This is a genomic window from Microbispora sp. NPDC088329 (genome assembly GCF_040685655.1).
In the GTDB taxonomy this organism is placed as follows: Bacteria; Actinomycetota; Actinomycetes; order Streptosporangiales; family Streptosporangiaceae; genus Microbispora.
In genome coordinates this window covers 491,928-512,170 of record NZ_JBFBIP010000003.1, presented here as the reverse complement: position 1 = coordinate 512,170, position 20,243 = coordinate 491,928, and the positions used below count along the sequence as shown (strand labels likewise).

Genomic DNA, 20,243 nt, shown 5'->3' with positions numbered 1-20,243 from the left:
GGTAGAAGGTCCGACGGCCGGAGTATCCTGGCTCCCGGATCCGCGCTTTCCCTCAGCCTTCCCGCCCGTGCGGGGCAGTGGCGTGGGTGAGGGTCGCTCCCCGGTGACAGTGGCGGGACCGCGCCGGATTCACACCGGCTTCCTCCGCGTCCGTCGCTTGCGGTGGTCAACATACACCTTCATGCCGGACGTTCCGCAAGTGTGCCGCTATGTGCGTTTCAACGTGGCGATCATGTAGAACGGCTCGTTCTTCGTGACCTCGTTCTCGCCGTGCCCGTTGTAGTCGAAGGTCATCGTCCCGTTGTCGTGGACGGTGAGGTAGATCGTGCCGTTGCGCACGCAGTTGCCCCGCATCGACACCCGCTTCAGGCGCACAGTGGTCCCGCTGACCACCTGGAGTCTGGACCTGCCTACGCACCGGTAGTCGACGAACTGCTCGGTGACGGTGTCGCCGCCCTTCGGCACGGTCAGCACGAGCGTGTCGTACGCGCCGGGCTCGTAGTCCACCCTGCCGCGCCACACGCCCGCGAAGCGTGCCGTGAAGCGCAGGGGCACGCGCGCGGTGGGCGCCGGACCGGGCCCCGAACCGAACGTCGGACTCGGCGCCGGAGCCGGCGTCCGCGTGGGTGTCCCCGCGAGTGTCCCCGTGAGTGAGGTGGCGGGCGAGGGGGCCGGAGTGACGGCGGCCGCAATGTGCCGCGCGACACCGTCGCCGTCACGGCCGCCGTCACGGTCGCCGTCACCGCCGGCGACGCCTCCGGACGGGAGCACGGACAGCAGCACGGCCCCCGTCGTCGCGGCCGCGAGCGTGACCGCCGCCCCCGCGAGCAGCCCACGGCGGCGGCCGGAGCCCCGCCGTGAGGGCACGGTGTCCTGTTCCGGAGAAACGGGACGCCCCGCGGCGGCGAGCAGGCCCGGAACGTCCCCGGCGGTCCCCTCCGGCGCCGCGGCGAGCAGCCGCATCGTGATGTCGAGGATGCCCGGGCGCTGTGCGGGGTCCTTGCGCAGGGCCAGCGCGACGATGGAGCGCAACGGCTCCTCCAGGTCGCCGAGGTCGGGCTCCTGGGTGAGCACGCGGTTCAGCACGGCGGGCAGCGCGTCGCCGCCGAACGGCGGCCTGCCGGTGGCGGCGAACACCATCACGCCGCCCCACGCGAACACGTCCCAGGCGGGCGCGGGCGGCTCGCCGGCGATCTGCTCGGGCGCCATGTAGGCGGGCGTGCCGAGGGCGCCACCGGTCGTCGTGGTCGCGTCGAGACGGCGTGCGACCCCGAAGTCGACGACCCTCGGACCGTCGGGCCCCAGCAGCACGTTGGCGGGCTTGAAGTCGCGGTGGACGATCCCGGCCTGGTGCACGGCGGCGAGTGCGGTCGCGGTCGCGACGGCCAGCCGGTGCAGGGCGGGCCCGGACCGCCGTCCCGCCCGCTGCAGCGTGGGGCCCTCCACGTACTCGCTCACGACGTAGGGCCGCGGGCCGTCCAGGTCGAAGCCGAGCACCCGGGCCACGCAGAACGGCGCGACCCGCCGCGCGGCGGCGATCTCCCGCGCGAAGCGGCGGCGGGCGTCCTCGTCACCCGGCCGGCCCCCGTGCGCCGGCTCGTGCAGCAGCTTGACCGCCACCGGCGCGCCCTCGGCCGTACGGCCGAGGTAGACCACCCCCTGGCCGCCCGCACCGAGGCGGCCCTCCAGCCGGCAGCCGCCGATCTCGGCCGGATCTCCGGGCAGCAACGGCTCCACCGCAGGCATGCAGCCCTCCTCGGCCCGTTTTCCCCTCACCCTAAATGAACGGAACGCTGGCACTTCCCGATCATGCTTGCCATCATGCCGGGATGGACGTGGTGGGGACGGTCCGGGCGCGGCTGCCGCTGGTGGTCCGGCGCGCCCTGGCCGAGCCCCTGCTGCTGACCGCCGCTTTCGGCTCCATCCTGCTCGCGACCACGGCGATCTCGGCGCTCCTGCTGCACGCGGGGTCGGCGACCCAGACGGGCGTGCGCCGGGCCCTGGAGACGGCGCCGCTCGGCGCCACCGCCACCGTCGTCACCTCCTCGGTCACGGCGAGGGACTTCACCGCCGTCGACCGGGCCGTGCGCGCGGGGATCGCCCACGCCCACCCGGAAGTGCCCGTACGGGTCACGGTGCGCGTCGAGTCCGGCTCCTACGCGCTGCGGGGACGGGAGCGCGGCGATGATGACCAGCCCGTGCTGACCCGGTTCGCCACGTACGAGGGACTGGACGGCCGGACGGACCTGGTGAGCGGGCGCTGGCCGGCCGAGGGCGGCCCCGCGGCGGGGGCGGCGGCAACGGTGGAAGCGGCGCTGTCCGAGCCGGCATCGCGGGCCATGGGGGTGTCCGCAGGCGACGAGTTCACCGTCGTGGGACGCCTGGACGGCGCGCCGGTCCGCGTACGGGTCACCGGCCTTTTCCGGTTGCGCGACTCCGGCGACTCGCGCTGGGCGGGGGAGGACCTGCTGCGCTACGGCACGCGGACGGGCGACTTCACCTCCCAGGGGCCCCTGGTCGTGCCGGCCGGCGCCTTCCTCGGCCGGTTCACGACCGGCGACTCGGCCCGCTGGCTGGCCGAACCCGACCTGCGCCGGCTTCCGCCCGACCGGGTGCGGGCGTTGTCCACGTCGGTCGCCGGGGTCTCCGCCGACGTGCGGGCCGGCTGCCCCCGGTGCGCGGTCACCGAGACGCTGTCCGCGACGCTGCTGCGGCTCGACCGTGGCGCCCTGACCGCCCGCTCGACCATGCTGGTCCCGGTGTTCCAGTTGCTGGTGCTGGGCGCGTACGCGCTGGCGCTGACCGCGCGGCTGCTCGCCGAGCACCGCCGGATGGAGACGGCCCTGCTGCGGTCGAGGGGCGGCGGGTCGCCGCGGCTGGCCGCCCTGGCCGCGGGGGAGGCGCTGCTGATCGCGCTGCCCTGCGTGCCGGCGGCGCCGTTCCTCGCGCCCGTCCTCCTGGGGCTGGTGAGCGCGTTCCCCTGGATAGAGGCCACCGGCGTGCGGCCGCCCGGAGCACCGGACGGAGCCACCTTCGCGGCCGCGGCGGCGGTCGCGCTCGCCTGCGCCGCCATGCTGGCGGCCCCGCCCCTCCTCGCCGCCCGCCGTACGTACGCCGAGGAACAGGCGGCGCGGGGGCGCGACGACCGGCCGGGCCTGATCCAGCGGGCCGGGGCCGACGTGGCTCTGCTCGTCGTGGCGGGCCTCGCCGTCTGGCGCCTGCGTGACCAGGACGCCGGCGGAACCGCCCGGCTCGGCGGCGAGCTCGGGCTCGATCCGCTCATCGGGGCGGGACCGGCGCTGGCTCTGCTCTGCGGCGGCATGGCCGCCCTGCGGCTGGTGCCCGCCGTGGCCGGGGTCGCCGAGCGGGCGACGCGGCGGCGCTCCGGCTTCGGACCGGTTCTGGCCGCCCGGCAGGTGAGCCGGCGCCCGGCCCGCTATTCGGGGCCGGCGCTGCTGCTGACGATGGCGGTGGCGATCGGCGTGATGTCCCTGGCCACCGCCGCGACCTGGCGCGGCGCACAGGAGGACCGGGCCCGGCATCTCGTGGGCGCCGACCTGCGCGTCGCGGCTCACGCGGGGGACGGCACTGGGACCTTCACCGGGCTGCCGGGGATCGTGGCGGCCGCACCGGCGCACCGCGTCACGGTCGTCGCGAACGGCGGGGACGCCACTTTGATCGCCATGGACGCCACAGAACTCGGCCGTGTCATGCTGCTGCGTCCCGACCTGTCGCGGCTGTCACCGGCAGGGCTCGCGGCCCGGCTCGCCGGTCCACCCGGAGAGACGCTGCGGGTGGTGGTGACCGAGGGCCTGGCGGACACCGTACGGATCACGGCCGGCACGGCGACGATGCCGATCGAGGTCGTGGGCGTCGTCGCGGCGATGCCGGGCACGCCGGAGGGGACTCCGGCCCTGCTCGCCGACCTGGCGGCGCTGCGGGCGCACGGCGAGCAGGGGGGACAAGGCGGGCAGGGGGGACAAGACGAGCAGGCGACGCAGTGGCCGGTGACGGAGTGGTGGCTGGCCGCCGGCGGGCACGACACGACGCGGGCAGCCGCCGCGCTGGCGGCGTCCGGGCGGGAGACCGGCGAGGTGACCGCCGTGGCCGCGCTCACCCGCGGCCTCAGGGACGACCCCACGGCGGCCGGCCTGCAGGGGGCGCTGCTGCTCGGCTTCGCGGCGGCGCTGGCGTTCGCCGTGCTGGGATTCCTGGTCAACGCGGCGGTTCTGGCGCGCGAGCGCAGGGGCGAGTTCGCCGTGCTCGGCGCGCTCGGCGTGAACTTCCGGCAGACGCTCGGCCTGCTCGCGGCCGAGCAGTCGTTCGTGATCGGGCTCGCGCCGGCCGGCGGAGTGGCGCTCGCCGTGGTCGTCTCCGCCGCGGTGGTGCCGCCGATGGTGTCCACCGCGGCCACCGGCGCGCTGCGCGTGCTCCTCCACGTCCCATGGGCGCAGGTGGTGGCGCTGGTGGCCGCGGTCATCGCGGTGTTGTCCGTGATCGTGGCGGGGCTCGCGCGGTCGCTGCACCGTCGCGAGCCGGCCGGCGCGCTGCGAGACGGGGAGGCGCCGTGATCCGCCTGCTGGGTGCGCACAGGGGTGTGGCGGCGCTGCTGGCCGCGCTGGTGTTCGGCGCCGCCCTGACCGTCTCCGCGCTGCCCCGGACGGTCGAGTCGTCCCTCGACGCGGCGGCGAGGGCGGCCGTCGGTTCCGCGCCGCCCGTCACCGCCACGCTGGCGGTGCGGTTCGACCGGCGCTTCGACCTGACGGCCCTGGGGACCACGGCCGAGGCCGCGCGGGCGGACGGCGCCTGGCGCGGGTTGCTCCCCCCTGCGCTCAGGAAGGTCGCGGGCGACGAGCCGCACTTCGGGTTCGCGGCCGCGCCGAGGCTCATCGACCAGCGGACCCACCGTTATCTCACCCTGCAGTGGGTGTCGGGGGCGGACCGGCGGGTCCGCTACGTCGAGGGCCGTCCGCCCGGTCCCGGCTCGGGCACACGTCTCGAAGTGTCCGTCCCCGCCGTCGCCGCCGCCGAGATGTCGATCAGGACGGGCGACACGCTCGATCTCGGTGCGCTGGCCGGGTCCGGTCTCCCCGGCGCGCTGACCGCGACGGTCACGGGCCTGTTCGAGCCGGTGCGTCCCGCCGACCGGTTCTGGGCCGCCGAGCCGGAGCTCACCCGTGTCGTCCACCGTCGCGCGCCGCGCGCCGAGGAGGACGACCTGATCGTGGCCGGTCTCGCCGACGGCGACAGCCTCGCGGGCGTCCCCATGCCGCTGACCTACCAGTGGCTCGTCACCCCGGTGCCCGGCCGGATCACCGCGGGGGACGCGGCGGCGGTGCTCGCCGCCACGGAGGAGTTCGGCCGCCGCCTGGGGAGGCAGGACCTCGAACTCGCCCTGTCGACCGGGTTCGACCGCGTCCTCAGGGAATACCTGGACCGGATGGCCGTCACCCGCGCGCTCATCGCGGTATTCCTGAGCGGGCTGGCCGTCGTGTGCCTGGGCACCACGGCCCTGGCGGTGCTGCTGCTCGTCCGGCGGGTGCGCGGCGACCTGCTGCTGATGCGCGCACGTGGCGCGTCCCTGGCCCGGGTCGTGCTCGCGTGCGGGGGAGCGGTCGCGCTCGCGGCGGTGCCGGCCGCGGTGGCGGGCCAGGCGGCCGCGGGTCTCGTGCCGGGCGCCGCGACTCCGGCCGCGCGACTGGGGCCGGCCGCGCTGGTGGCGGGGACGATCGCGATCGCCTGCGCCGCCGTCGCGCTGCGCCTGTCTCCAGTACGCCTGTCGCCAAGACGGCGGTCCCCGGGGCGGCGAACCCATGGGCGGCTGACCGGGGGCGCGCCCCGCCGGATCATGATGGAGATCCTGGTGCTCGTGGTCGCCGTGGCGAGCGTCCATCTCCTGCGCGCCCGCGGTCTCGGAACCGGCGACGCCCTCCTCACGCTGGCACCCGTGCTGCTGGCGGCGGCCACCGCGCTCGCGGTGCTGCGCGCCGGTCCGGCCGTGATCTACCTGGCGTTCCGGGCGGCCGCGCGGCGCGCCGCCGCCGTGCCGTTCCTCGGGCTCGCCGCCGCACGGGGCGTGCCGGGCACCGCGCTGCCGGTGCTCACGCTGCTGCCGGCCATCGCGCTGGCGTCGTACGCCATGATGACCGCCGGCGGGCTGGAGGCGGCCCAGCGGCAGACCGCGTGGGAGCGGACCGGAGCCGAGATCAGGGTGGAGAGCGAGCAGGGGATCCCGCCGGAGACGGTGGAGCGCATCGCCCGCGCGCCGGGTGTCAGGGGCGTCGTCCCGGCCGCGGTCGGGACGACGACCGCCGAGGTGGGCTTCGGCGGGCGGCCGGCCACGGTCGTCGTGGTCGACCTCGGCGACTACCGCCGGCTGGTGGCGGGCAGCCCGCTCCATCTGCCCCCGCCGGGGACCGGTGTGCTGGTCTCGCCCGGCCTGTCCGCGATGCGGAGCTTCGAGATCGGCTGGCCCGAGCGGATGACGGTCACCCCGGCGGGGACCGCCGGCACGATGCCCGGGGTGGAGACGGGCGACGGTGATCTCATCGTCCTCCCCGCGGCTCCCGCGCACGTCACCACGCTGCTGATCGCGGGCGACGCCGGCGCGGTCAGGCCGCTGCTGCCGCCGGGGGCGCGCATCACCACCGTGGCGGGCGCGCTCGCCGAGATCACCGCGGCGCCGCTGACGGCGGCGCTGATCACGGCGTTGCGCGTCGCCGCCGCGGTGCTGGCCGCCTACGCGCTGGCGGCCGTCGCGATCGCCCTGGCCGCGGGAGCGGCCCGGCGGGCGGAGGACCTCGGGCTGCTGCGCGCCCTCGGCCTCACCCGCAGGCAGGCCGGCCTGATCACCGTCCTCGAGGCGGCGCCGCTGCTCGTCCTGACCGCCGCCGTCGCGCTGGCGGCCGGTCTCCTCATGCCCGCGCTGCTCGGGCCCGGCGTCGACCTGTCGGCGTACGCGGGCGGGCGGCCGGGCGCCGCGGTGGCCGGTTGGGCCGCCCCCGTTCTTCCCGGTGCTCTGGCCGCCGGGGTCGCCGCCGTCGCCCTCGCGGGCGCGTATCTGGGAGGTAGCCGTGGACACGCTGGCTGACCTGGAGGCCCGGGCCACGCGGGGCGCTCCCGCGTTCGGCGCTGACGCCCACATCCTGTGCGACAACCTCGTACGGATCTACAAGGTCGACGGCTCCGCCGCGGTGGAGGTGGTCGCGCTGCAGGGCCTCGACCTGCTCATCGGCCGGGGTGAGCTGGTGGCGATCGTCGGGGCCTCGGGTTCGGGCAAGTCGACGTTGCTCAACATCCTGTCGGGGCTCGACGTGCCCACGGCGGGGCTGGCCCGGGTCGCCGGGATCGACCTGCTGTCCATGACCCCGCGCGACCGCCTCCGCTACCGGCGCTCGGTCGTGGGCTTCGTCTGGCAGCAGACCGCCCGCAACCTGCTGCCGTACCTCACCGCGCGAGAGAACGTCATGCTCCCCATGCGGCTGGCGGGCGGCGCGTCCCGGCGGGTCCGGTCGTCCCGCACCGACGAGTTGCTGGAGCTGACCGGGATCGCGGACCGCGCGGACCGGCGTCCCGGGGAGATGTCCGGCGGCGAGCAGCAGCGGGTCGCCGTCGCCGTCGCCCTGGCCAACGCGCCCGAGGTGGTGCTCGCCGACGAGCCCACCGGGGAGCTGGACAGCGAGTCCGCCGAGACGGTCTTCGGGGTGTTGCGCCACGCCAACCGCGAGCTCGGCGTCACGACCGTCGTCGTGACGCACGACCCGTTGGTGTCGGAGCAGGTCGACCGGACGATCGGCATCCGGGACGGCCGCACCTCCAGCGAGACGTTCCGCCGCACCTCCTCGGACGGGAGGGTGGTGGCCGAGGAGTACGCGGTGCTGGACCGGGCCGGGCGCCTGCAACTGCCGAGGGAGTTCATCGACGCCCTGTCCATGGAGCACCGGGTGCGCCTGGAGCTCGAACGTGACCACATCGGCGTCTGGCCCTCCGCGGCGGAGGACGCGACGGATGAGTGAGCCGCTGGTCGTCGTCGAGGGTCTGCGCAGGACCTACCCCAAGGGCGTGCGCGCGTTGAGAGGGGTCTCTTTCGAGGTCCGCCCCGGCGAGCTGGTCGCGATCCGCGGGCGTTCCGGCGCGGGCAAGACGACGCTGCTCAACCTGATCGGCGGCCTTGACCGGCCCGACGAGGGGCGGGTGCGGGTGGCCGGGCAGTCGGTGCCGGACCTGCCGGAAGAGGGCCTGCTGCGGCTGCGCCGCGACGTCGTCGGGTTCGTCTTCCAGTCGTTCCGGCTGATCCCGGTGCTGTCGGCCGCCGAGAACGTGGGCGTGCCGCTGAGGCTGGCGCGCGTGCCCGCCGGGGAGAGGCGGGAGCGGGTCGCGACGCTGCTGTCCCTGGTCGGGCTGTCCGGTCAGTCCGAGCAGCGGCCGCATGAGCTGTCGGGCGGCCAGCAGCAGCGCGTGGCCATCGCCAGGGCCCTGGCCAACCGGCCCCGCCTGCTGCTCGCCGACGAGCCGACCGGCCAGCTCGACTCCCAGACCGCCCGCCAGATCATGGAGCTGCTGCGGGTGCTCGTCCGGGGCGAGGGCGTCACCGCGCTGGTGGCCACGCACGACGAGGGCCTCGTCGGCCTCGCCGACCGCGTGCTGGAGCTCAAGGACGGCGAGTTCCTCGCCTAGGGAATGTCAGACACGCGTCAGGTCCAGGGGAGGGCGGCGCGGCGGGCCCAGTAGGTCTCGGCGTCCTCCACCAGCCCGGCGAGTGCCTGCTCGACCTCGTCGTCCCAGCTGACGGCGAGCGCCGCCAGGTTCTCGGCGAGCTGCGCCGTCGTGGCCGCGCCGCTCAGGACGACCCCCGCCCACGGGCGGGCGAGCACGGCGGCGAGCGCCAGGGCGTCGGGGGTGACGCCGCGTTCGTGTGCGGCACGCGTCAGGGCCGGCGGCGCGCCGCGGGCGGTCAGCCTGCCGTTGGCCACCCCCTCTTTGACGATCACCGCCAGACCGGCGGCGTGCGCCCGGGCCAGGGCCTCGCCAGCAGAGCGCTCGAGCAGGTTCCACGTCGACTGCACGCTGTCGAACAGCCCGGTCGCGACCGCCCTGTCGATCGTCGCGGCCTGCGCGGGGCCGGTGGTGGACAGGCCGACGGCGACGCCCTCGGCGCGCAGAGCCCGCAGCTCGCCGAGCACCTCCTCGTCGTCGAGCACCCCGCTCTCGGCCGTCGCCGAGTGGATCTGGTAGAGCGACAGGTGATCGCCGAGCAGCTCCCGGGTCTCGCCGAGCTGGCGGCGCAGCCGCGCGGCCGACAAGTCCTTCTCCTCGTGGCGGACGGCGTCCATCCGCCAGCCGCCGACGTACTCGTACCCCCACTTCGAGCCCACGGCGGCCTCGCCGGGCCGGATGCCCCGATCGGCCAGCCAGCCCGCGAGGAACTCCTCCGCGAGGCCGTAGGAGCGGGCCGCGTCGAGGTAGCGCACGCCCGCCGCCCACGCGGCGTCCAGCACCTCCCAGGTGCGCGCCCGCATCGCCGCCACGTCGCGGTGGCCGCCGAGGTCCTCGTCCCGGCCGAGCGTGATGTACGCCGGGCGGCCGAGCGCGGCGAGCCCGAGACCCATCTCCTGCACCCATTTCCGCATGGGGCATCAGGTTAGGGGATGTCGAGCGATCGGGAGGCGCGCGCCGCCGGTCCGGACCGAGGAGCGAGCGGGGAGCGAGCGGGGAGCACGTGTGGTGAGGAGGCGGCCGGGGTATGCCGACAAGTCCAGCCGGCCTGTGGGTCCATTCGAGCCCGAGGTGGTGGGAGCGTGACGGAACCGGTGGCGGAGGGAGTGCGGACCGCGGCGGACGTGCTCGCCCGGACGCGTGACCTGGTGGAGCCCGCTCTGCGCCGCGCGGTCGGCACCCTGCCGCCGTCGATGCGCCGGATGGCGGGCTACCACTTCGGGTGGTGCGACGCGCGGGAGCGGCCGGTGCGGGCGGGCGGGGGGAAGGCCCTGCGGCCCGCGTTCACGCTGCTCGCGGCGCAGAGCGCGGGAGGAGACGCGGAGGAGGCGCTGCCCGCCGCCGTCGCGGTCGAACTGGTGCACAACTTCTCCCTCGTCCACGACGACGTCATGGACGGCGACGCGGTCCGCCGCCACCGTCCCACGGTCTGGAACGTCTTCGGGCGCGCCGAGGCGATCCTGGCCGGCGACTCCATGCTGGCGCTGGCCTTCGCCGCGCTGGCCGAGGGCGGCGGGAACGCCGAGAGCGCGCGCACGCTGTCCCGGTGCGTCCAGTCGCTGCTCGACGGCCAGAGCGCCGACCTCGGCTTCGAACAGCGTGCGGACGTGAGCCTGGGGGAGTGCGTGCGCATGGCGGAGGGCAAGACGGGCGCGTTGTTCGGATGCGCCTGCGCCCTCGGCGCGCTCCACGCCGCCGGTCGCTCGGGGGATGTCGCCGCCGAGCAGGTGGCCTTCCTGCGCGTGTTCGGCGAGCGCGTGGGGCTGGCGTTCCAGATGGTCGACGATCTGCTGGGAATCTGGGGCGACCCGGCGGTCACCGGCAAGCCGGTCCATTCCGACCTGCGCAACCGCAAGAAGTCCCTGCCGGTCGTCGCCGCGCTGACGTCGGGCACGCCGGCGGGCAGCGCGCTCGCTGTGATGTACCGCCGCCCGCTCGCGCGGGCCGACCTCCCCCGGGCGGCGCGGCTGGTGGAGGAGGCCGGCGGGCGCGCGTGGTGCCTCGCCAGGGTGGACGACCTGCTGTCGGAGGCGCTGGAGGCGCTGCGGTCGGCGGAGCCGGCGCCCGGGGCGGCGGCGAGTCTGGAGGCCCTGGCCCGCCTGGCCGCCGACAGGGACCGCTGACAGGGACCGCTGACAGGGACCGCTGACCGCCGGGCGGGTCCGTCACTCGTTCATGAGCATGACCTTGACGTCGCCCTCCCGGCGCTCGAACGCCTCGGTGTACCGCCGCAGCGGCACGCGCCGGGTGATCAGCCGGGCGAGCCAGCCGGGGTCGGCTTGGGCGAGGGCCCGGGCTCCCGCCACGTAGTGGCTGAGATTGGCGTCGATGGTGCCGATGACGACCGCGTTCTCCAGGACGATCTCGCGGTTGAGTGTCCCGGCGTCCACGGTGATCCGCCGGCCGCCGGGGGTGACCCCGGTCAGGCAGACGATCCCGTACGGCCCGATCGCGACGATGGCGCCGATGATCATTTCGGCCGCGCCGGTGGCCTCGATGACGATGTCCGGCCGGATCGAGGCCATCACGTCCTCCACGTCTCCCGTGTGGTAGGCCGCGCCGAGGTCGGCGACGAGGCTCGGTTTGGGCCCGGAGGTGACGCGGTCGAGGACGTGCACGGTGAGGCCGCGCTGGACGCCGAGCAGCGCGGCGAGCAGGCCGAACGGCCCCGCGCCGGTGACCAGCGCCGTCCGGGGCTCGAACCACGCACGCGCCCCCACCCTGTCGACCTGCTCCCACGCCTTGGCGACCACCGAGGACGGTTGCAGCAGCACTCCGTCCATGCCGAGTCCGGTGGCGACCCGTACGGCGTAGGACTTGTCCGCGCACCACAGGTCGCTGGCGTAGCCGTCGCGTTCCTTCATGCCCCGCTCGAAGTAGCGGCCGTTGCGGCACATGTCGAACTGGCCGTGCGCGCAGGCCCCGCACGGCACCGGGTCGGGCCTGCGCACCAGGCCCACGACGAGGTCTCCCGGAGCGAAGCCGGAGCCGGGCGGGGCCCGCCGTACCCGGCCGAGGGACTCGTGCCCGATGACCAGCCGCTCCCGGCCGGGCGGGGCCCAGCCGTAGTCGCCGGCCACGATCTCCCTGTCCGTACCGCAGATGCCGATGGCCAGACCTTCCACGAGAAGGTCGTCCGGCCCGGGCTCGGGATCGGGGACCTCGGTCAGCGCCAGCGAACCGGCGCGGTGCGGCACGACGGTGAGCGCTCGCATGCCGGTCTCCTTTCCCTGCGGTCAGTTCGGGCCGCCGTCGCCGGGGTCGCCCGCCGCCGCGGTGAACTCGCGCAGCGTCCGCGCGAGCGTACGGCGGCTGCCCGGCGGCAGGCGGCGCAGCGCGTCGGCGATGTGCCCGCGGCGGGCCGCGCGGAGCCGTTCCAGCGATCTCCGGCCGGTCTCGGTGACGTCGATCGTGACCTCGCGGCGGCTGTGCGGGGACAGCAGACGTGTCAGCAGCCCGGCGGTGTGCAGGCGGGCCACCAGGCGGCCGGCGGCGGAGACCGACATGCCCAGCAGGGCGGCGAGCCCGCTCAGGTTCAGCGGGCCGTGCCGGTCGACCGCGAGCAGCACCCGCAGCTGGGTGACCGGCAGGCCGGCGCTTCGCGCCACCGCCGTGAGGGTCATCTCCACGAGGGCGAGGGAGGCGTCCTCGACCACCCACGCGTCCTCCTCCAGGCCGCCCGAATCCGGGCCGCCCGAATTCAGGGCTCCCGAGTCCAGTGCTCCCGAGTCCAGTGCTCCCGAGTCCAATGCTTCGGAGTCCAGTGCTTCGGAGTCCAGTGCTCCGGCGCTCATCGTGCCCCCAGGACCCGCGCCGGGCCGGGCCTGCGTACGATCCGGCACTCGGGGTGGTCGCCCAGCGGGGTGCCGCGCACCCCGGCCGCCAGCAGCTCAGCGAGGTGGATCGCCTGGCGTCCCACCCCCGACTGCTCGATCTGCGTGCGGCAGCTGAAACCGTCGGCGAGGATGAGCGTGCCGGCGTCGGCGGCGCGGATCGCCGGCAGGATCTCGTGCTCCGCGCAGGTCATCGACACCTCCAGGTGACCGGCGGTGAAACCGAAGTTGCCGGCGAGGCCGCAGCAGCCGCCCACCGCCTCCACCCGCACGCCGGCCCGTGACAGCAGGGCCTGGTCGGTCTCGAAACCGAGCACCGAGTGGTGGTGGCAGTGCGGCTGGGCGACGGCGTCCCGGTCGATCCGGGGCGGGTCCCAGCCGTCGGTCGCGCTCAGCAGCTCGGCGAGGGTCCGGGTCTGCTCGCCCAGCCGGGCGAAATCCCGGTCGTGCGCGAACATCTCCGGCGCGTCGGCGCGGAACACCGCCGTACAGCTGGGTTCCAGCCCGACGATCGGAATGCCGCGGCGCAGCGCCGGGGCGAGCGTCCGGACGGTCCGGCGCAGCACCCGCCGCGCCACGCCCAGCTGCCCGGTCGAGATCCAGGTCAGGCCGCAGCACAGGGTGCGGGGCGGGAGCAGCACCCGGTAGCCCGCCGACTCCAGCACCTCGACGGCGGCCCGGCCGATGTGGGGATGGAAGTTGTCGGTGAAGGTGTCCGGCCACAGCACCACGGGGCCCCGCTCGCCCCCGCCGCGGGGACCGCGCCGCCGATACCAGTCGCTGAAGCGCGCCGGTGCGAAGTCCGGCACCGGCCGGGCCGGTTCGAGATGCGCCAGGCGCTTGGCGAGCGCCGCCAGCACGGGCGCGTGCGTCAGCGCGTTGACCACGCCCGGGGCGAGCGCGGCCACGCGGGCCCACACCGGCAGCCACCCCATCGCGTAGTGGTCGGTCGGCCGCAGCCGGCGGGCGTAGTGGTGGGCGAGGAACTCGGCCTTGTACGTCGCCATGTCGACCTGCATCGGGCAGTCGTGCTTGCAGCCCTTGCAGGCCAGGCACAGGTCGAGGGCGTCGCGCACGGCGGTGGAGCGCCAGCCGTCCTCGACCGCGGAGTCGGCGTGGCCGTCGAGCATCTCGAACAGCAGCCGCGAGCGGCCGCGGGTGGAGTGCTCCTCCTCACCGGTGGCCCGGTAGGACGGGCACATCACCCCGCCGGTGTGCTCGCGGCACTTGCCGACCCCGACGCACCGCATGACGGCCCGCTGGAAGCTGCCCTCGTCGTCGGGGTAGCCGAAGTGGACGGACGGGTCGGCGGGCGTCCACTCGGGGCCGAGCCGCAGGTTCTCGTCCAGCTTGTACGGCGCGACGATCTTGCCGGGGTTCATCCGGTCGCCGGGGTCGAAGACGGCCTTGACCCGCTCGAATGCGGTCATGACGTCGGGCCCGAACATCCTCGGCAGCAGCTCGCCCCTGGCCTGCCCGTCGCCGTGCTCGCCCGACAGCGAGCCGCCGTAGGAGATGACCAGGTCGGCGGCCCGTTCGAGGAAGGCGCGGAAGGCCGCCACCCCGTCGGCGGTCACCAGGTCGAACGGGATGCGGGTGTGCACGCAGCCCTGCCCGAAGTGCCCGTACAGAGAGGCGTCGTCGTAGCCGAACTCCTCGAACAGGCGGCGCAGGTCGCGCAGGTAGCCGCCGAGCCGCTCGGGCGGGACCGCGGAATCCTCGAAGCCCTCCCAGGTCTCGCGCATGCCCGGGACCCGGGCGGTGGCGCCGAGCCCGGACTCGCGCACCTCCCACAGCTTCTTCTCGGTCTTGGCGTCGTCGACGAAGGAGATGTGCGGCGCGTGCTCGCTGTCCTTCAGCTCCTTCAGCAGGCCACGTCCCTTGGCGTCCGCCTCCTTCTGGGAGTCGGCGCCGAAGGAGACCATGAGCCAGCCGCCGCCCTCCGGCAGCCGCTTGAGGGCGTCGGGATGCATGTGCTTGCGTCGCTCGAAGTCCACGAGCTTGTCGTCCACCCCCTCCAGCTGGAGCGGGCCGTAGCGGGCGATGCGCGGCACGGCGTCGGCGGCCACGTTGATGTCGTGGTAGCCGAGCAGGACGAGGCATTCGGCCTTGGGCGCGGGGACCAGGCGCAGCTCGGCCCGCAGCACGGTGACCAGCGTGCCCTCCGACCCGACCAGCGCCCTGGCCAGGTCGAACCCGTTCTCGGGCAGGAGCTGGTCGAGGTTGTAGCCCGACACCCGGCGGGGGATGTCGGGGAAGCGGCGGCGGATCTCGTCGGCGTGCTCGTCCACGATCGCGCGCAGCTCGCGATAGATCCGCGCCCGCGGCCCGCCCTCGGCGACGATCCGGCCGAACTCCTCGTCGCCGGTCGGCCCCACCCACATCCTCTGGCCGTCGTAGGTGAGGATCTCCAGCCGCGCGATGTTGTCGGCGGTCTTGCCGTACGCCTGCGCGGTCGAGCCGCAGGAGTTGTTGCCGATCATGCCGCCGAGCGTGCACTGGGAGTGCGTGGACGGGCGCGGGCCGAACATCAGGCCGGTGTCGGCCAGCAGCCGGTTCAGCACGTCGAGCACGATGCCGGGCTCGACCACGCAGGTGCGCGCCGCGGCGTCCACCGACACCAGCCGGTGGCAGTACTTGGACCAGTCGATCACCACGGCGGCGTTGCAGGTCTGACCGGCCAGGCTCGTGCCGCCGCCCCGCGAGGTGACGGGCGCGCCGTGCTCCCGGCAGACCGCGACGGCCTCGGCCGCCGCGTCCACCGTGCGCGGCACCACCACCCCGAGCGGCACCTGCCGGTAGTTCGAGCCGTCGGTGGAATAGGCGCCCCGGCTGCCCGGGTCGAACCTGACCTCGCCGTCCACCCGGGCGGCGAGGTCCCGCTCCAGGTCGCGCAGCCGCACGTACGGCTGTCGCGGCCGGGCCGTCACGGGCGGGGGAACGAGCACCTGGTCGGTCATGGCGTCACCGCCCCAGTTGAGAGATCTTGTCCTTGAACAGCGTCGTCGCGATGGCCGCCTTGTGCGGCTGCCCCTTGAGGAACGCCTCGGCGAACTTGACCGCCTGGTCACGGGCCACCTTGCCCGGCATGGGCGGCTCGTTCGGGTCGACGTCGACGTCCACCAGCGCGGGTCCCGGATGGGCGAGGGCCTGCCGTACGGCCTCGTCCAGCTCGGCGGGATCGGTGACCTTGCGCCCGTACCCGCCGCAGGAGCGGGCCCAGGCGGAGAAGTCGGAGGACGGCGCGCCGAATCTGACTCCGTGCTCGGGGTACCCCAGCACCATCTGCTCCCACAGGATCTGGCCGAGCGAGCCGTTGTTGTTCACCACCACCGTGATCGGCAGGCCCAGACGGGCCGCGGTGAGGAACTCGGCCATCAGCATCGCGAACCCGCCGTCGCCGATGAACGCGATCACCTGCCGGTCGGGGTGGGCGAGCTGCGCCGCGATCGCGTACGGCAGGCCGGGGGCCATGGTGGCGAGGTTGCCCGACAGGTAGAACTCCCGGTCGCCGCGGATCGTCCAGTGCCGGGCCGCCCAGGTCGCGATCGTGCCGGAGTCGCAGGTGAGGATGGCGTCGTCGGAGGCGGCCCGGTCCACGCAGCCGATCAGGTACTGCGGCGCGATCGGGGTGCGCTCCGGGTTCTCCAGGGCGGTCATGTTCTCCCGCCATTCGGCCATGGCCTTCCGGTACTTCTCCAGGTGCGCCCGGTCGTCGACGCGGTGCAGCAGCGGAAGCAGCGCGGCCAGCCCCTCCTTGGCGTCCCCGACCATCGGCACCTCGGTCGGCATGCGCACGCCCGCGCGGGCGGGGTCGGCGTCGATCTGCACGACGCGGACCTTGCCGGGCTCGGGCAGGTGCTTGGTGTAGGGGAAGTTGGTGCCGACCATCAGCAGGGTGTCGCAGTCCTCGACCAGCTCCTCTCCCGGCTTGGTGCCGAGCAGGCCGATCCCGCCCACGGCGTACGGCGAGTCGTCGGGGATGACCGCCTTTCCGGGCAGGGTCTTGATCACGGGAGCGCCCAGCGTCTCGGCGACGGCCAGCACCTCCGCGCGGGCGTGCAGGGCGCCGGCTCCGGCGAGGATCGCGGGCCGCCGGGCCGCGTTCAGCACCTCGGCGGCCGCCCTCAGGTCCTCCTCACGCGGCACGCCGGGCGGGGACAGGTAGACGGGGGCGGTCGCGGGGGGCCGCGCGGGGGCGACGTGCTGGTAGGGGTCGGCGTCGGCGGGGGCCACCTGGACGTCGTTGGGCAGGCACAGGTGGGCCACCCCGCGCCGGGCGTACGCCGTGCGGATCGCGATGTCCACCACCCCGGGCAACTGGGTGGGGTTGTCCACCACCAGGTTGTACTCGGCCACGTCCTCGAACACCCGGTCGAGGTGGACCTCCTGCTGGTAGCCGGTGCCCAGCACACTGGTCTCCTGCATGCCGGTGATGGCCAGCACCGGCTGGTGGTCGAGCTTGGCGTCGTACAGGCCGTTGAGCAGGTGGATTCCGCCGGGGCCCGAGGTGGCCAGGCACACCCCGATGCGGCCGGTGGCCTTCGCGTGCGCGGCCGCCATGAACGCGGCCGCCTCCTCGTGGTGCACCAGCACGAACCGGACACGGTCGGATTGGCGGCGCAGCCCTTCCATGATGCCGTTGATGCCGTCACCGGGAAGCCCGAAGACGGTGTCGACACCCCAGTCGGCGAGCCGCCTGATGAGTACTTCGGAGGCGATTTCCGTCATATAGGCCGCGCTGCCCGGGGAATGGGAAGCCGAACACTCACCGCATGGAAAATCTTTCCTCCGATCCAGAGTCCTGGGGGCACGACCGGGTAGGAGGACGCCCGTGATCAGGGACCTCGTGATCAGGGACCTCCACGTGTCGGCGTACCGCGTGCCGACCGACCGCCCGGAGGCCGACGGCACGCTGAGCTGGGACGCGACCACGATGGTGGTGGTCCGCGCCGACGGCGGTGAGGCGGCCGGGCTCGGCTGGACCTACGCCCCGGCCGCCGCCGCGGCGGTCGTCACGGACCTGCTCGCGCCGGTGGTGCGCGGCGGCGACCCGTTGGACGTGCCGGGCCTGTGGACCGCGATGGTCCGCCGCGTGCGCAACGCGGGCCGCACCGGCGTCGCCGGGTACGCGATCTCCGCGGTCGACGTCGCGCTCTGGGATCTCAAGGCCCGGCTGCTCGGCGTGCCGCTCGCCCGCCTGTTCGGCCTCGCCAGGGAGCGTGTGCCCGTGTACGGCTCGGGCGGGTTCACCACCTACGACGACGACGTCACGACGGCGCAGCTCGCGCACTGGGCGCACGAGCAGGGCATCCCCCGCGTCAAAATCAAGATCGGGGAGTCGGCGGGCACGGCGCCCGGCCGCGACCTGCACCGCGTCGCGCTCGCCCGCCGCGTCATCGGCGACGCCGCCGAGCTGTACGTGGACGCCAACGGCGGCTACGGCGCGAAGCAGGCCGTGCGGATGGAACGCCGCATGCGTGATCACGACGTGCGATGGTTCGAGGAGCCGGTGTCCTCCGACGACCTTGCCGGGCTGCGCCTGGTGCGCGAGCGGGCCGACGCCGACGTCGCGGCCGGGGAGTACGGCGGCGACCTCGTCTACTTCACCCGCATGTGCGCGGCGGGCGCGGTCGACTGCCTGCAGATCGACGCGACCCGCTGCGGCGGCTACACGGGCTGGAACGGCGCGGCCGCGATCGCTGCCGGGCACGGGCTGGAGGTGTCGGCGCACTGCGCGCCCAACCTGCACGCGCCGGTCGCCGCGGCGACGCCGAACGTGCGTCACATGGAGTGGTTCCACGACCACGTGCGCATCGAGGGCGACCTGTTCGAGGGCGCGGCCGACCCCACGGGCGGCGCCGTACGCCCGCCGGACGCGCCGGGACACGGCCTGACGCTGCGCGCCGGCGCCGCCGAGCCGTACCGGGTCGGGTAGCTCAGTCCTCGGGTTTGCGCCAGACGACGCTGTAGCGCCACAGGAGATGGCGGCGATAGCGGGAGCCGGGCAGGATCTCGGCGGCCAGCGCCCGCATCTGCGGGTACGTCACCGGCGGCGGCCACACGATGGGGGACGGATGCTCCCAATGGCCCTTCACGGCGCGGTGGACGGCGAAGGCGACGACGCCGGCCAGCTCGCGCGGCAGGTCTCGGGGGATGGTGCTGCGGGCCAGGCCGACGACGGCCAGGACACCGCCGGGGCGCAGCAGGTCGCGCATGCGGGCCAGCCCGGTGGCGGCGTCCATGTGGTGCAGGGTGGCCACGGACGCGACGACGTCGAACGACGCGGGCTCGAACGGGTGGGTGAGGAAGTCGCCGAGGACGTAGTCGACGTCGTCGCCGTATCCGCGGGCCTGCTCGACGCTGGGGGCGTGGAGGTCGATGCCGGTGACGTGCGGCACGGATTTCCGCAGCTGGCGGGCGAGCATGCCCTCTCCGCACCCGACGTCGAGGGCGCGCCGGGCGCCGTCGGGGACCGCGCCCAGGATGCGGGGATGGTAGTGGATGTTCGTGTTCCACCGTGTGCCGTCGTCCGCCGTCATGTGATCACCTTGCCCGAAGCGGGCGGGCGCGGCGTGCCCGCCCGGTCGGCCGCAAGGGCTCAGTTGAGGCGTTCGAGGTAGCCGTTGTCGGCCAGCCACTGGATGGACACCTCGCCGTTGGTCCCGAACGTCGGAGCGCCGGGGATGTACTTGGCGAGTGTGTGGAACTGCTCGCCGAGGCCCCGCATCTGGAACGCCGAGGCCGCCGGTCCCCCGTCGACGTAGAACGGCCGGCTCACCCGGTAGGCGTGGTAGTTGCACAGGTGCGGATCACCGGGGACGTTGTTGAGGTTGCTCGGCGGCAGCGACCGCTTGGAGAACGGCGTGCCGAAGGGCGCGAGGAACGCGCCGGTGGGCTCCCCCCCGAAGCGGTCCACCTTGTAGCCGAGCGGCAGCAGCACCGGCCTGACGAGCGGCCGGCCGTTGGTGAACCCGCCGGAGTGCGCGAACCCGAAGTCCTGGGGGAAGCGGTAGAACTGCGTCGTGAAGTCGTAGTAGCGATCGAGGAACCGCTCGGGGGAAAGGCCGCCGTATCGCACGTACCCGTCCAGGATTTTGGCGATGAGTCCCTCGCGCGGCAGGAACACCGGGCCGAGCAGCCGATCGCCCTTCACGTACGGCGGCCCGCAGATCTCGCCCGTCGTCGCGCTCAGGGGCGCGGAAGCGGAGGTCGCGGCGCCCTGCCCGGCGGGGGCGGTCGCGGCATGGGCCGGGACACCGGTCAGGGCCGCCGCGGCGAGGGTGCAGGCGGCCATGAACAGCTTGCGAGAACGAACGCGCACGAATTCTCCCGAAATTGCGCACACAGGATGCGATCTGGACATATCCGCATCAGATCAATTTCCATGGAAATCGCTCGATGAAGGGCGCCGAGAAACAGCCATGATCGCTCTGACGCGACGAATTCGTGCGTACCCGGCCTTTGTTCGGGCGCATCGCAAGGAGATCGCCGCAGCGTTCAAAAACCCCGCGTCGCCGGGAGAAACAATGCGACGGCAGGGCTTATTTGGACACCGGTTCCGAAGAAATTCCTATTGTGGACAGAATCCGCTCTTATAACGGTCCACGACGGGGCTTTCCGGACGGGCGGCCCTGTCGCCGTGGGAAAGGCTGTGCGTGGGTGGCACGGTGTCGCCACGCCGCGACGGCCGGG

General features: G+C 74.4%; 14 protein-coding genes and 1 riboswitch. Of the genes, 6 read left to right on the top strand and 8 right to left on the bottom strand.

Going from position 1 to position 20,243, the window contains the following annotated elements:
• Positions 1-20: 20 nt before the first annotated feature.
• A riboswitch (cobalamin riboswitch) is annotated at positions 21-145 on the bottom strand.
• A gap of 62 nt (positions 146-207) precedes the next feature.
• Positions 208-1,746 carry a serine/threonine-protein kinase gene (locus AB0O28_RS09775; protein ID WP_363638222.1) on the bottom strand — a complete coding sequence of 513 codons (1,539 nt, stop codon included), beginning with the start codon at positions 1,744-1,746 and terminating at the stop codon, positions 208-210.
• Positions 1,747-1,829: 83 nt separating this feature from the next.
• Between AB0O28_RS09775 and AB0O28_RS09770 the strand changes: the two genes are divergently transcribed.
• From AB0O28_RS09770 to AB0O28_RS09755, 4 genes are read left to right on the top strand one after another with little or no spacing between them, the layout of a single operon-like run.
• Complete coding sequence (locus AB0O28_RS09770) at positions 1,830-4,571, top strand: FtsX-like permease family protein (RefSeq protein ID WP_363638220.1); 2,742 nt, start codon at positions 1,830-1,832, stop codon at positions 4,569-4,571.
• Positions 4,568-7,090: an FtsX-like permease family protein gene (locus AB0O28_RS09765; protein WP_363638218.1), complete on the top strand. Its 2,523-nt coding sequence runs from the start codon at positions 4,568-4,570 to the stop codon at positions 7,088-7,090. The genes AB0O28_RS09770 and AB0O28_RS09765 overlap by 4 nt, the downstream gene beginning before the upstream one ends.
• Entirely contained in the window at positions 7,074-8,015 is a 942-nt protein-coding gene (locus AB0O28_RS09760) for an ABC transporter ATP-binding protein (RefSeq protein ID WP_363638216.1), read from the top strand. The genes AB0O28_RS09765 and AB0O28_RS09760 overlap by 17 nt, the downstream gene beginning before the upstream one ends.
• Entirely contained in the window at positions 8,008-8,676 is a 669-nt protein-coding gene (locus AB0O28_RS09755; RefSeq protein ID WP_363638214.1) for an ABC transporter ATP-binding protein, read from the top strand. Before AB0O28_RS09760 ends, AB0O28_RS09755 begins: the two co-directional genes overlap by 8 nt.
• Before the next feature lie 17 nt (positions 8,677-8,693).
• Here AB0O28_RS09755 and AB0O28_RS09750 read toward each other — a convergent pair whose 3' ends face one another.
• Complete coding sequence (locus AB0O28_RS09750; RefSeq protein ID WP_363638212.1) at positions 8,694-9,629, bottom strand: aldo/keto reductase; 936 nt, start codon at positions 9,627-9,629, stop codon at positions 8,694-8,696.
• Between the two features lie 168 nt (positions 9,630-9,797).
• Between AB0O28_RS09750 and AB0O28_RS09745 the strand changes: the two genes are divergently transcribed.
• Positions 9,798-10,838 carry a family 2 encapsulin nanocompartment cargo protein polyprenyl transferase gene (locus AB0O28_RS09745; protein ID WP_363638210.1) on the top strand — a complete coding sequence of 347 codons (1,041 nt, stop codon included), beginning with the start codon at positions 9,798-9,800 and terminating at the stop codon, positions 10,836-10,838.
• Between the two features lie 42 nt (positions 10,839-10,880).
• Here the strand turns inward: AB0O28_RS09745 and AB0O28_RS09740 are convergent, their stop codons facing one another.
• Genes AB0O28_RS09740 through AB0O28_RS09725 form a run of 4 tightly spaced genes read right to left on the bottom strand, consistent with a single transcriptional unit; the run spans position 10,881 to position 17,279 of the window.
• On the bottom strand, positions 10,881-11,930 hold the full coding sequence (locus AB0O28_RS09740) for a glucose 1-dehydrogenase (protein ID WP_363638208.1): 1,050 nt from the start codon (positions 11,928-11,930) through the stop codon (positions 10,881-10,883).
• A gap of 21 nt (positions 11,931-11,951) precedes the next feature.
• Positions 11,952-12,509 carry a MarR family transcriptional regulator gene (locus tag AB0O28_RS09735; RefSeq protein ID WP_363638206.1) on the bottom strand — a complete coding sequence of 186 codons (558 nt, stop codon included), beginning with the start codon at positions 12,507-12,509 and terminating at the stop codon, positions 11,952-11,954.
• Positions 12,506-15,508 (bottom strand): FAD-binding and (Fe-S)-binding domain-containing protein, encoded by a 3,003-nt coding sequence (locus AB0O28_RS09730; protein WP_363638204.1) that lies wholly within the window; start codon positions 15,506-15,508, stop codon positions 12,506-12,508. Before AB0O28_RS09730 ends, AB0O28_RS09735 begins: the two co-directional genes overlap by 4 nt.
• Positions 15,509-15,512: 4 nt before the next feature.
• A complete protein-coding gene (locus AB0O28_RS09725; RefSeq protein WP_363638202.1) occupies positions 15,513-17,279 on the bottom strand; it encodes a thiamine pyrophosphate-dependent enzyme in 1,767 nt (588 codons plus the stop codon).
• A gap of 103 nt (positions 17,280-17,382) precedes the next feature.
• On the opposite strand from AB0O28_RS09725, the gene AB0O28_RS09720 reads away from it, so the two are divergent.
• Complete coding sequence (locus tag AB0O28_RS09720) at positions 17,383-18,486, top strand: enolase C-terminal domain-like protein (protein WP_363638200.1); 1,104 nt, start codon at positions 17,383-17,385, stop codon at positions 18,484-18,486.
• A 1-nt stretch (position 18,487) separates the two neighbouring features.
• On the opposite strand, the gene AB0O28_RS09715 is transcribed toward AB0O28_RS09720, so the two are convergent.
• Both AB0O28_RS09715 and AB0O28_RS09710 read right to left on the bottom strand, forming a co-directional pair.
• Positions 18,488-19,090 carry a class I SAM-dependent methyltransferase gene (locus tag AB0O28_RS09715; protein ID WP_363638198.1) on the bottom strand — a complete coding sequence of 201 codons (603 nt, stop codon included), beginning with the start codon at positions 19,088-19,090 and terminating at the stop codon, positions 18,488-18,490.
• A 59-nt stretch (positions 19,091-19,149) separates the two neighbouring features.
• Positions 19,150-19,872 carry a TNT domain-containing protein gene (locus tag AB0O28_RS09710; RefSeq protein ID WP_363638196.1) on the bottom strand — a complete coding sequence of 241 codons (723 nt, stop codon included), beginning with the start codon at positions 19,870-19,872 and terminating at the stop codon, positions 19,150-19,152.
• Positions 19,873-20,243 lie beyond the last annotated feature (371 nt).